Origin of the sequence: Microbispora sp. NPDC046973 (assembly GCF_040644495.1) — a bacterium.
Classification (GTDB): Bacteria; Actinomycetota; Actinomycetes; order Streptosporangiales; family Streptosporangiaceae; genus Microbispora.
In genome coordinates this window covers 119376-131307 of the sequence record NZ_JBEYWQ010000011.1, presented here as the reverse complement: position 1 = coordinate 131307, position 11932 = coordinate 119376, and the positions used below count along the sequence as shown (strand labels likewise).

The window sequence follows — 11932 nt, the reverse complement described above, 5'->3', positions numbered from 1 at the left end:
TCGGTGGAGCTGCCATTCCTGAACTGGCTGTACACGGCGGTGGCCTGGGTGATCACCCAGATCCACGCCGGGTACAGCACTTTCATCCCCTCCAGCAGCGGTCTCAACTGGGCGCTGACCATCATCACGCTGACCGTGCTGATGCGTCTGCTGATCTTCCCGCTCTTCATGAAGCAGATGCGCTCGTCGCGCAAGATGCAGGAGCTGGCGCCCAAGGTCCAGGAGCTGCGCAAGAAGTACAAGAACGACAAGCAGCGCATGAACCAGGAGGTCATGCGGCTGTACCAGGAGGGGGGCGCCAACCCGCTCGGGGGCTGCCTCCCGATCGTCGCGCAGTTCCCGATCTTCATCTCGATGTTCACCGTGCTGCGGGCCATCGCCGAGGACCGGGCCGTTTTCGGCATGACCAAGGAGCTGGTGAACAGCGCGCGCGCCGCGCACGTCATCGGCGCGCCGCTGGCGGCGAAGTTCTTCGACAGCTCCGAGGTCATCAGGAGTCTCGGCGCCCAGCCGCTGATGACGAAGATCGTTCTCGCCTGCTTCGTCGCCATCAGCTCGTGCACCACGTTCCTCACCGTCCGGCAGAGCGTGAAGCGCTCGATGGCGCAGATGCCGGACAACCCCATGGCGCAGCAGCAGAAGATCCTCATGTACATCTCGCCGCTGTTCGCCGTCTTCAGCCTGAACTTCCAGCTCGGTCTGATCCTGTACTGGGTGACCACCAACCTGTGGACACTCGGCCAGCAGCACTGGTTCTACAGCCGTCATCCCATGCCGGTTGTGGACGAGAAGGGCAACGTCACCACTCCCGAGCCGACGAACGGCATCTTCACCAAGCTGGTGGGAAAGCCCAAGGCGCCGGCGCAGCCTGAGCCCGAACCCGCCCCCAAGATCGTCCGTCAGCAGCCGACGCGCCAGCCTCGCAGCAAGCGCACCGGCAGCAAGAAGTCGTAGGAGAAGGAGAGTCCGGACGTGACCGAAGCTGAGGAGACCCTCAAGCCTGCTCCCGACATCGAAGCCCTGGAACAGGAGGGCGAGATCGCGGCGGACTACCTGGAGGGCCTGCTCGACATCGCCGACCTGGACGGCGACATCGACATGGACGTCGAGGGCGACCGGGCCGTGGTCTCGATCGTGGGCATCAAGGGTGACGAGCTCGTGGGTCCCGGCGGGGAGGTGCTGGAGGCGCTGCAGGAGTTGACGCGCCTGGCCGTGCACCGTCAGACGGGGGAGCGTTCGCGGCTCATGCTCGACGTGGGCGGTTACCGGGAGCGGCGCCGCGCCGAGCTCACCAAGGTGGGCGCCGCGGCGGCCGACGACGTCAAGCGCACCGGCGAGCCGAAGGCGCTCAAGCCGATGACGCCGTTCGAGCGCAAGATCGTTCATGACGCGGTCGCCGCGGCCGGCCTGCGCAGCGAGTCCGAGGGCGAGGAGCCCCGCCGCTTCGTGGTGGTCCTGCCCGCCTGACCGCTTTTCACAGTTCCGACGCGGGGAAGCCGCCGGTCCCACATCCGGGACCGGCGGCTTTTCCGTCCTGTACGTCCATTCCTCGCCCTGCCTCTTCGGCCGGATCCGCACCGCCGGCGGTCGCCGGATGTACGGCCGGCCGTCGCCGAGGGGAAAGGACGGTTACCCTTGGCCAAGAGCGTTCCTGGATGAGTGAGTGATGACGGAGAGCAACGAGCTGCCCGAGGCGCCCCCGGTGGCCCGGGAGATTTTCACCGGTGAGGCGTTGGAGCGGGCCCGGGTGTTCGCCGAGTTGCTCGCCGGGCCGGGCGTGGTGCGAGGACTGCTGGGGCCGCGCGAGGTGCCCCGCATCTGGGACCGGCACCTGCTGAACTGCGCGGTCGTGGAGGAGGCGATCCCGCCGGACTCGTCTCTGGTCGACATCGGCTCGGGCGCGGGCCTGCCCGGCCTCGTGCTCGCGATCGTCCGCCCCGACGTGACGGTGACGCTGCTGGAGCCGCTGCTCCGCCGCACCGTGTTCCTGTCCGAGTGTGTCGAGGTGCTCAAGCTCGACAACGTGGAGGTGCTGCGCGGGCGGGCCGAGGAGCTCGCCCACAAGCGCGTCTTCGACGTGGCGACGGCGCGGGCGGTCGCGCCGCTCGACCGCCTGCTGTCGTGGTCGATGCCGCTGCTGCACGAGGGCGGGGAGTTGCTGGCGATGAAGGGGGAGCGGGCACAGGAGGAACTGGACGCGGCCCGCCCCCAGCTGGAGTCGTTCGGCGCCAGGCATGTCGAGTTGATCACAGTGGGGCGCGGTAAGGTCGAGCCGCCCGCGACCCTCGTTCGCGTCGTCGCCGGACGGTCTCCGCGAACGGACACGCGGAGGCGACGAAAGAGGTGAGCCGGTGGCGGATGCCGGATCAGGCGGTGTGACAGCGGGTCTGGGTTGGCCGGAGACTCGGCTCCCCCTACGCTGGGAGATCGCGACAGCAGGCCGGTCCTCCGGGGTGGGCTGGCCTCGTCCCCCTGTCTCGCCGGTCGAAAGGACGACGACCGTGTCCCAGACCCCCCTTAGCCCTGGCGATTCGCCGCTGGTACGAGAGGCACTGAGTTCTGTGGTTTCACGTGAAACAGCCGCCACGCCCCCGCAGGCGGCTGCGTCTTCCGTCGGTTACTCGACGCGCGACGAGGGGGCCTGGCCCCGGCCTTCCCGGTGTCGCGTGATGACGGTGGCCAACCAGAAGGGCGGCGTGGGAAAGACCACCACGGCCGTCAACCTCGCGGCGGCGCTGTCCATGCACGATCAGCGCGTTCTCGTGGTCGATCTCGACCCGCAGGGCAACGCGTCCACGGCGTTGGCGACGGAACACCGGTCGGGGATGCCGTCGGTGTACCAGGTCCTCGTGGACGACATGCCGCTGTCGCAGATCGTGAAGCCGGTCCCCGACATGCCCAACCTGTACTGCGCTCCCGCCACCCTCGACCTCGCGGGCGCGGAGATCGAGCTGGTCCCGATGGTCGGCAGGGAGACCCGTCTGCGGCGGGCGCTCGCCTCGTTCGACTCGATGGAGTTCGACTACATCCTCATCGACTGCCCGCCGTCGCTGGGCCTGCTGACCGTGAACGCCATGGCGGCGGCCCAGGAGGTGCTCATCCCCATCCAGTGCGAGTACTACGCCCTGGAGGGTCTCACCCAGCTTCTGCAGAACGTGGAACTGGTGCGCGCGCACCTGAACCAGACACTGTCGGTCTCGACCATCCTGCTCACGATGTACGACGGCCGGACCCGCCTCGCCTCCCAGGTGGCCGAGGAGGTGCGCTCCCACTTCGGCGACACCGTGCTCGACGCCGTCATCCCCAGGAGCGTCCGCGTCTCCGAGGCGCCCAGCTACGGCCAGTCGGTCATGACGTACGACCCGGGCTCCAGCGGGGCGCTGGCGTACATGGGCGCCGCTCGCGAGATCGCCTATCGGGCGGCGGCCCTCACCGGCGCCTGACAGAGCTACTGCGCTTCCGGGCAGAGGCTCCGGTCCTCCCGAAGCCCGCTCCGCTTCTTACGTCCGGCCACGCGCCGGAGGTCCGGTGGCGGAGTTGTGCACGGCTGGATGCGCGGAGACTCATGGCGGGGCTCCGCAGCGGTACTCTCTCCTGGTGTGTGCGTGCCGGTGCCCAGTGACCCCGAGTCGCTGGGCACCGCCTTCTGTGCGGGTATGAGGGAGCAGCGGTGAGCCAGCAGCGTCGGGGACTGGGCAAGGGTCTTGGGGCTCTGATCCCCACAGGACCGATCGTCGATCCGGCGTCCGCGGCGAGCGCTCCGCCTGCCGGTCTGCCGTCGACCGCTCAGGGGACGGACGTGGTGGGCCTGCGTCCGGTGGAAGGCGCCTACTTCCAGGAGATCGAGGTCGACTCCATCTCCCGGAACCCGCGGCAGCCGCGGGAGGTGTTCGACGAGGAGCGGCTCGACGAGCTGGCGGCGTCCATCAAGGAGGTCGGCCTGCTGCAGCCGGTCGTCGTCCGCGCCGTGGAGGACGGCCGCTTCGAGCTCATCATGGGGGAGCGGAGGTGGCGCGCCTCGCAGATCGCCGGGCTTGACCGCATCCCCGCGATCGTCCGGAGCACCCAGGACGACGAGATGCTCCGTGAGGCGCTGATCGAGAACCTTCAGCGGGAGCAGCTGAACGCGCTGGAGGAGGCGGCCGCCTACCAGCAGCTTCTGGACGACTTCGGGGCCACCCACGAGGTGCTCGCGAGGAAGGTCGGACGGTCGCGCTCGCACATCAGCAACACCCTGCGATTGCTGAACCTTCCGCCCGAGGTGCAGCGCCGAGTGGCGGCCGGAGTCATCAGCGCCGGGCACGCGCGGGCGCTGCTGACGCTGAGCGACCCCGCCGCCCAGGAGCGGCTGGCGACGCGGATCGTGGCCGAGGGGCTGTCGGTCCGGACCGTCGAGGAGATCGTGGCTCTGGGCGAGGCGACCGCGGGGCCGGCTCCACGCAAGCCCCGGGCGAAGAAGCCGACCGCTCCGGCGCTGCGCGACCTGGCGGATCGGCTCTCAGACCACTTCGAGACGAAGGTGAAGGTCGACCTCGGCAGCCGGAAGGGGCGCATCGTGGTCGAGTTCTCCACGATCGACGACCTGGAGCGCATCATCGACACGATGGCGCCCGAGGCTGCCCACGCGATGCGGAGCAGGGGCATCACGACGGAGTGACCGTAAGAGCCTGCGGTAGCACACGGGACCTGCCGCAGGTTTCACGTGAAACATCGCGCCCAGGGCCTCCTCGTTCGGAGCTGGCGGGGTCGATGTGTCGCCTCTCCGCGCCGGCTTCGCATCCGGCTCGCTCGACGGTGGTCCCATGAGCGCCGTCGGCCGTTCCTATGCCGGACTATGCACTCGTCTTGTTCCTCGGCCGCCCAGCGCGAGTGCTCCTGACGCTCACGCGCTTGCCTGCCAGCCGCCCCGGAAGGCCGGACAGAGCGGAGGCGGGCGGGGGAGAGGGCCGGAGGCTTAGACCGGGTCCCGGGGAACTCCGGGCCTGCAAGGAAGTTTCGTAGGCGGAGCGGAGCGGGCTTCGCGAGGATCGAAGGCTCTTTCCGGCGGAGTGGCCCGCGCCCGGCCAAGGTCTGTGAACGCCGCATTCTCAGACACCAAGGTTCGCGCAGACCCCACAGCAACGCGCTCCGGGCCGCTGTGCCTGCCTGTAGAGAGCGCGCGCGCCGTCACCGGCCACTGATACGAGGTCCTCGCCGCCCGGAGATATCTTCCCGGATTGGAGCCGCCCCCTCCAGGCGAGCCTGGAGGGGAGTGTTTCACGTGAAACGGAGGCGGGATCAGCCCCGGGTGGCGGCAAGCTCCAGGAGTCCCTTGCACAGGGTGCCGAGGTCCCGGCCCGCCGCCTCCGCCGCCATCGGCAGCAGAGAGGTCTCCGTCATGCCGGGCGCCACGTTCACTTCAAGGAAGTACGGCTTGCCGTCGGCGTCGACGATGAGGTCGGTGCGGGAGATGTCTCGCAGGCCGAGCGCGGTGTGGGCGGCGACCGCCATGCCCGCACAAGCCTCAGTGGCCTCGGGGGAGAGGCGGGCCGGCGCGAAGAACTCCGTCTGCCCGGCCGTGTACCGGGCCGCGTAGTCGTACACGCCGTGGTCGGGCACGATCTCCACCGGCGGCAGAGCGATGGGTCCGTCGCCGAGATCCACCACGGAGACCGCGACCTCCACGCCCTGGACGTACCGCTCGATGAGCGCGGTGTCGCCGTAGGCGAAGCAACCGACCATGGCAGCCGGCAACTCCTCCGCCGTACGCACCATGGAGGCGCCCAGCGCGGAACCGCCGCGCGAGGGCTTGACGAAGAGCGGCAGACCGAGCCGGTCGATGATGCGGGCGAGCACGGCCGTGGCGCCGAGGTCGTGGAACGTCTCCTTGGGCAGCGCCACAGAGTCGGGCGTGTTCAGCCCCCAGGAACGGACGACCGCCTTCGCCGTGGGCTTGTCGAAGGCGACCCGGCAGGCGTCCGGCGTCGCACCGACATAGGGCACGTCGAGAAGTTCGAGCACCGAGCGGATGGCGCCGTCCTCTCCGGCGCCGCCGTGCAGGGTGACGAAGACCGCCTCCGGCGGGTCCGCCAGCACGGCGGGCACGAAGGTGGCGTCGGCGTCGCGCGTCTCCACGTCCACGCCGGCGGCCCGCAGCACCTCCGCGACGCGGCGTCCCGACCGGATGGAGACCTCACGCTCGTAGGAGAGCCCTCCCGCGAGGATGAGCACGTGGCCCAGATCGCTCATGGCGCCTCACCGCCGATGCGCTCCGCCGCGGCACCGGTTTCGGTCCAGCGGTGATCGGTCTCGCCTGGCCCGGGTCGCGTCCCCCTCCACGGACGCGCGGGGGGCGATCCTTGGGTCATCGTTCGCTCGCTCACGAAGAGGGCCTTTCTCGCCTCGAGAAGTCAGTACGGCCAGCCTGAACAGGCTAGTGCCCCGCCCGCGTCGCCGCGTCGCCGCGTCACGTCTCAGACAAGGTCGTACTTGCGCCGGAGCCGCCCATGAGCGGTGCCATGGGCGGCTCCTCCGTCACCTGGGGGCAGCGGCCGTACCGTGTCTAGGCGAGATCCGGGCCGGGGGTGTCGACGCCGGCGTGCCCCGGTGTGGAGCCCGTGCCGAACGTGTCCCGCAGCCTGAGCTCCTGCTCGATCACGCCCGCCAGGCGGCGCACGCCCTCCTTGATGCGGTCGGGCTCGGGGTAGCAGAACGACAGACGCATGTTCCGCGTGCCGCCGCCATCGGAGTAGAAGCCGGTGCCCGGCACGAACGCGACCCGCTCGGCGACCGCACGGGGGAGGATCGCCTTGGAGTTGAGTCCCTCGGGGAGCGTCATCCAGACGAAGAACCCGCCTGCGGGGCGGGTCCATGTGCAGCCGGGCGGCATGAGCACGTCGAGCGCGCCCAGGAGCGCGTCACGCCGCTCGCGGTACAGCTCGCGGAACGACTTGATCTGCTCGCGCCACGGCTGGGTGGCGAGATACTGGCCCACGGCGAGCTGGGTGAAGGACGAGTGCGACAGCACCGCCGACTCCATGGCCAGGACCAGCTTGTCGCGTACGGCGTGCGGGGCGAGGGCCCAGCCGACGCGGAAGCCGGGGGCGAGGGTCTTGGAGAACGAGCCGAGATAGACCACGCCCTCGGGGTCGTCGGCCCGCAGCGCCCGCATCGGTTCCGCGTCGAACCCGAGCAGGCCGTAGGGGTTGTCCTCCACCACGAGGACGCCGGCGCGGCGGCAGATCTCCAGCACCTGGCGGCGGCGCACCTCGTTCAGCGTCACGCCGGCGGGGTTTTGGAAGTTGGGGATCGTGTAGAGGAACTTGATCCGGTTGCCGGCCGCCTGGAGCGCGTAGATGGTCTGCGCGAGGGCCTCGGGGATGAGGCCCTGGTCGTCCATCGCGATGTGCACGACCTTGGCCTGGTAGGCGCTGAACGTGCCGAGCGCCCCGACGTACGAGGGTCCCTCGGCGAGCACGACGTCGCCGGGGTCGATGAAGATCCTGGTGATCAGGTCGAGCGCCTGCTGCGAGCCCACCGTGACGACCACGTCGTCCGCGTTCGCCTCGATGCCCTCCATGCGCATGACCTCGCAGATCTGCTCGCGCAGGGCGGGGTCGCCCTGCCCGGAGCCGTACTGCAGGGCCACGGAACCGCGCGAGGTGACCAGGTCGGCGACGAGTTCGCTGACGAGGTCGAGGGGAAGCGCGTTCACGTACGGCATGCCGCCGGCGAGCGAGACCACCTCGGGCCTCGACGCGACGGCGAAGAGAGCTCGGATCTCGGAGGCGACCATCCCGGCGGCGCGGGCGGCGTACCTGTCGACGTAGGCGTCAATGCGCGACCCATGGGTCGCGTTCGTCCGACCGTGATCAAGCTCTTGTTGTGCCACGGTCCACCTCCGATCACGTAGCCGAGAAATCCAGAGTACGGTAACGCGCCACTCCGATCACAACAGGGTATTGACCATCAAGGGCCCCTTTTCTTGCATTCCCGCACCACTGTTTCGGTCCGGCCAACCCCTTTAATGGTCGTCGGCGACCGTTGTGGCGCACCCGCTCCTGCCCTTCCGCTGAGTTACGATGCGAGCTGGAGACGCCGTATTCGCGCGCTTTTCTGGCAGGACTCCTGACGGGGATTGGGGCATCACGTGTCGCGTCGGCTGGTCAATGTCACCCTCGACAATCTCGATGACCTGCCGCGACGGTGCCGGCGGTGCGTGTTCTGGGAGCTCGATCCGGTCAGCGGCGAGCGCGCCGTGGAGGCGGGCGACCCGGCCCTGGAGAAGGAGGCGTGGATCTCCGCGACCCTTCTCGAGTGGGGGAGCTGCGGGAAGATCGCCTACGTCGACGGCGTGGCGGCCGGGTTCGTGCTCTACGCCCCGCCGTTGTACGTCCCGCGCTCGGTGGCGTTCCCCACGTCCCCGGTCAGCTCGGACGCCGTGCTGCTGATGACCGCGCACATCGTGCCGGAGTTCACCGGCGGCGGGCTGGGGCGGATGCTCGTGCAGGGCGTCGCCAAGGACCTGACCCGCCGCGGCGTACGGGCGATCGAGGCGTTCGGCGACCTGAAGTGGGAGCAGCCGGGCGGCTGCGTGCTGCCCGCGGACTATCTGCTGTCGGTCGGCTTCAAGACCGTGCGCCCGCATCTGCGCTTCCCCCGGCTCCGGCTGGAGCTCAAGACGGCCGTGTCGTGGCGTGAGGACGTCGAGGTGGCGCTGGAGCGCCTGCTGGGGTCGATGTCCCCTGAGCGGGCCCTGCGGCCCGTCTGAGGGGCCTCCAGCGGTCCCACAGGGCACCGGAGAACGCGAAAGCCCCCCGCGCCGCACGCACGGGGGGCTCTTCGGATGGTGCCGGCGGAAACGGCGTCAGATGACGCCGTCGAGCTCGCGCAGCAGCATGGCCTTCGGCTTGGCGCCGATGATCTGCTTGACGACCTCGCCACCCTTGTAGACGTTCATCGTCGGGATCTGGAGCACACCGTAGTCCCGCGGCGTGACCGGGTTCTCGTCGATGTTCAGCTTGACGATGGTCAGCTTGTCGGCGTTCTCGGCGGCGATCTCCTCGAGGATCGGCCCGACCTGACGGCACGGACCGCACCACTCGGCCCAGAAGTCGACCAGAACCGGCTTGTCGCTCTTGAGGACCTCGGCCTCGAAGCTCGCGTCCGTCACGCTCTTGATCGCGCCCACGGTATCTCTCCCCTTGCATGAGTGGTGTGGCGGTGCAGACAACCGCGGAGACTGTCCCCGCATTCCCGATGTCGGGACTCAGGCGTTCAGCGTCAGCCAGCGCTCGGCGTCGAGCGCCGCCGCACATCCGGTCCCGGCGGCCGTGATCGCCTGACGATAGGTGTGGTCGACGACGTCCCCGGCCGCGAACACCCCGTCGATGTTCGTCCGCGTCGACGGCGACTCGACCACGATGTACCCCTGCTCGTCCAGGTCGATCTGGCCCTTGAGCAGGTCGGTGCGCGGCTCGTGCCCGATCGCGATGAACAGGCCGCCCACCGGAAGGTCGGACTCCTCGCCGGTCTTGACGTTGCGCACCCGCACACCGGTGATCCGCTCCTCGCCGAGCACGTCGGCGATCTCGCTGTCCCAGATGAAGCGGATCTTCTCGTTCGCGAACGCCCGGTCCTGCATGATCTTGCTGGCGCGCAGCGAGTCACGACGGTGGATCACCGTCACCGACTTGGCGAACCGGGTCAGGAAGATCGCCTCCTCCATCGCCGTGTCGCCGCCGCCGACCACCACGATGTCCTGGTCGCGGAAGAAGAACCCGTCACAGGTGGCACACCACGACACGCCGCGCCCCGACAGCCGCTTCTCGTTCTCCAGCCCGAGCTCGCGGTAGCGCGACCCGGTGGCCAGGATCACGGCCTTGGCGTAGTAGGTGTCGGTGTAGGTCTTGACGACCTTCGGGTTCGCCTCGAGGTCCACCTCGACCACGTCGTCGGCCACCAGCTCGGCGCCGAACCGCTCGGCCTGCTTGCGGAAGTTGTCCATGAGGTCCGGGCCCATGATGCCGTCGGGGAACCCGGGGAAGTTCTCCACATCGGTCGTGTTCATCAACGCGCCACCGGCGGTGACCGACCCCTCGAAGACGAGCGGCTTGAGGTCCGCGCGCGCGGTGTAGACGGCCGCCGTGTAGCCGGCCGGCCCCGACCCGATGATGATCACGTTACGAACGTCGCTCAACGGACCCGCCTTCTTCGCTCCCGGTTGATTGCAGTGCCGTCAACAGATCCTAGGCCCCCGTCATTCCCGGGCCGGTCTCCTGAGACGGCGAAGCCCCCCGGAGGTCGCGGGGGGCTTCGTCACTGCTGATGGTACGGCTCGCGCCGCGTGCTCACTTCCAGGAGGCCAGAACCTCGGGCCGCAGCTTGTGGCACTGCGAGTCCACCACGACCACTCGGACGGCGTTGCTGCTCTTGTCCTCCCAGAACGCCATGACCGTGGCCTCGTTGCCGTTGTAGAGGGCCTTGTCGACGCCGATCGGCGTCCGGTCGAGCTGGGTCGAGAACCGCTTGACGCAGGTGTCGAGGTCCTCGTCGTCGTTGGTGCCCGAGCCGGGCGCCACGCCGAAGTAACCCAGCAGCGGCCCGCGCAGCTCGCGGCTGGTGTAGTTGTGGCCGCTGGCGTACGTCGAGTAGGTCAGCGCCTCGACCTTGGCCGGGCTCTGGCCGGGATCGCCCTGGCTCACCACCTGCTGGGACGGCGAGTCGCCGAAAGAGAGCAGGCCGGTGGCGAGACCGCCGCTCCCGATCACGACGGCCGCCGCCGCGGCGACCGCGGCCGGCATTGCCCACGTGCGCCGCCTGGACGCCTTGCGGCCCGCCGTACGCGTCCCGGAACGGCGTCTGGCCGGCACGATCGTCCCGTCGTCGGCGACGACGCCCAGCGGAGCCGTCGTCGCGGCGACCGGCGCCGGCTCGCGCTCCGGTTCCACCTGCGTCTCGGCAGCGGTTTCCTCGGTGGCTTCCGCGGTGGTTCTCACCGGGGTCGCGACCGGAGGCTCGACGGTCTCCCACGGAACGCCGTCCCATGGAGCGCTGTCCCACGGGGCGATCTCCTGCGGAGCGTCGTCCCATGGAGCGTCCCGCAGGACCCGGTCCCAGTCCGGAGCCTCGGCGGCCAGCGCCTGGTCGATGCGCCTGGCGACGCCGAGAGGCATCGCCGGCACCGGCATCGCCGCCAGGACCTCGCGGACCGCGGCCAGGTCGGCGAGGCTCTCCCCACAGGGGTCGCAGACCGCGAGATGCTCGCGGACCCGCCGGGCCGTCGTGTCGTCGAGGAGACCCTCCGCCAGTTCGGCGAGAACCTCCAGGTCGTAGTGCGTGTCACCCGTCACGAAGTTCTGCTCCCTTCCCGGATGAGACGCGAGTGAGGTCAGATCGGTTCCGCAGATGCGAAAGAATCGGGGCGAGTTTGGCGCGGCCCCGCGCGCAGCGGCTCTTCACGGTGCCCGGCGGGACGCCCAGCACCGCCGCCGCGTCGTCCACCCCATACCCCATCATGTCGACCAGCACGAGGGCCGCCCTCTGGTCGGCCGGCAGCAGCTTGAGCGCCGCCGTGACCTCCAGGGACACCTCGCGCTCACCCGCCTGGTCGGTGGCCGGGATTTCGCGCTCCGCGGCCTCGATGAGCTCGTCGTCGGCGACCGGGCGCACCGATTTGCGGCGCATGCGGTCGAGGCAGGCGTTGACCACGATGCGGTGGAGCCACGTCGTGACCGCCGCCTCGCCGCGGAAGCTGCCCGCCTTCCGGTACGCCGAGACGAACGCGTCCTGGACCGCGTCGGCGGCCTCGTCGGGATCGCCGAGCGTACGCAGGGCGACCGCCCACATCCGGTCGCGGTGCCGCCTGACGATCTCGCTGAACGCGTGAGGGTCGCCGCCGAGGTGGCGGGCCAGCAGATCGGCATCGGACATCGCGTGTCGCGCGTGCTCAGCC

General features: G+C 69.6%; 12 protein-coding genes. 6 read left to right on the top strand and 6 right to left on the bottom strand.

Going from position 1 to position 11932, the window contains the following annotated elements:
• Nucleotides 1–3: 3 nt before the first annotated feature.
• The 5 genes from yidC to ABZ860_RS21560 all read left to right on the top strand — a co-directional run bounded on the left by yidC (nt 4) and on the right by ABZ860_RS21560 (nt 4657).
• Nucleotides 4–954 carry a membrane protein insertase YidC gene (gene yidC, locus ABZ860_RS21580; protein WP_357222677.1) on the top strand — a complete coding sequence of 317 codons (951 nt, stop codon included), beginning with the start codon at nt 4–6 and terminating at the stop codon, nt 952–954.
• 18 nt (nt 955–972) lie between these two features.
• The gene (locus ABZ860_RS21575; protein ID WP_030508592.1) at nt 973–1467 is read left to right on the top strand and encodes a R3H domain-containing nucleic acid-binding protein; all 495 of its coding nucleotides are present in this window, start codon (nt 973–975) and stop codon (nt 1465–1467) included.
• Between the two features lie 199 nt (nt 1468–1666).
• A complete protein-coding gene (gene rsmG, locus ABZ860_RS21570) occupies nt 1667–2347 on the top strand; it encodes a 16S rRNA (guanine(527)-N(7))-methyltransferase RsmG (RefSeq protein ID WP_357222675.1) in 681 nt (226 codons plus the stop codon).
• A 322-nt stretch (nt 2348–2669) separates the two neighbouring features.
• Entirely contained in the window at nt 2670–3443 is a 774-nt protein-coding gene (locus ABZ860_RS21565) for a ParA family protein (RefSeq protein WP_357222673.1), read from the top strand.
• A gap of 227 nt (nt 3444–3670) precedes the next feature.
• Entirely contained in the window at nt 3671–4657 is a 987-nt protein-coding gene (locus ABZ860_RS21560; RefSeq protein ID WP_357222671.1) for a ParB/RepB/Spo0J family partition protein, read from the top strand.
• Between the two features lie 620 nt (nt 4658–5277).
• Here ABZ860_RS21560 and ABZ860_RS21555 read toward each other — a convergent pair.
• Both ABZ860_RS21555 and ABZ860_RS21550 read right to left on the bottom strand, forming a co-directional pair.
• On the bottom strand, nt 5278–6228 hold the full coding sequence (locus ABZ860_RS21555) for a D-alanine--D-alanine ligase (protein ID WP_357222669.1): 951 nt from the start codon (nt 6226–6228) through the stop codon (nt 5278–5280).
• Between the two features lie 313 nt (nt 6229–6541).
• The gene (locus ABZ860_RS21550; RefSeq protein WP_357222993.1) at nt 6542–7774 is read right to left on the bottom strand and encodes a PLP-dependent aminotransferase family protein; all 1233 of its coding nucleotides are present in this window, start codon (nt 7772–7774) and stop codon (nt 6542–6544) included.
• Nucleotides 7775–8128: 354 nt separating this feature from the next.
• Between ABZ860_RS21550 and ABZ860_RS21545 the strand changes: the two genes are divergently transcribed.
• Nucleotides 8129–8749, top strand: a complete 621-nt coding sequence (locus tag ABZ860_RS21545) for a GNAT family N-acetyltransferase (RefSeq protein WP_139575468.1) — start codon at nt 8129–8131, stop codon at nt 8747–8749.
• A 96-nt stretch (nt 8750–8845) separates the two neighbouring features.
• On the opposite strand, the gene trxA is transcribed toward ABZ860_RS21545, so the two are convergent.
• The 4 genes from trxA to sigM form a co-directional block, all read right to left on the bottom strand.
• Nucleotides 8846–9169 carry a thioredoxin gene (gene trxA / locus ABZ860_RS21540; RefSeq protein WP_030508599.1) on the bottom strand — a complete coding sequence of 108 codons (324 nt, stop codon included), beginning with the start codon at nt 9167–9169 and terminating at the stop codon, nt 8846–8848.
• Nucleotides 9170–9247: 78 nt separating this feature from the next.
• Nucleotides 9248–10177, bottom strand: coding sequence for a thioredoxin-disulfide reductase (gene trxB, locus ABZ860_RS21535; RefSeq protein WP_357222667.1), 930 nt, complete (start codon nt 10175–10177; stop codon nt 9248–9250).
• A 151-nt stretch (nt 10178–10328) separates the two neighbouring features.
• The gene (locus tag ABZ860_RS21530) at nt 10329–11330 is read right to left on the bottom strand and encodes a zf-HC2 domain-containing protein (RefSeq protein WP_357222665.1); all 1002 of its coding nucleotides are present in this window, start codon (nt 11328–11330) and stop codon (nt 10329–10331) included.
• Nucleotides 11320–11910, bottom strand: a complete 591-nt coding sequence (sigM, locus tag ABZ860_RS21525; protein ID WP_357222663.1) for an RNA polymerase sigma factor SigM — start codon at nt 11908–11910, stop codon at nt 11320–11322. The genes ABZ860_RS21530 and sigM overlap by 11 nt, the downstream gene beginning before the upstream one ends.
• Nucleotides 11911–11932: the final 22 nt, after the last annotated feature.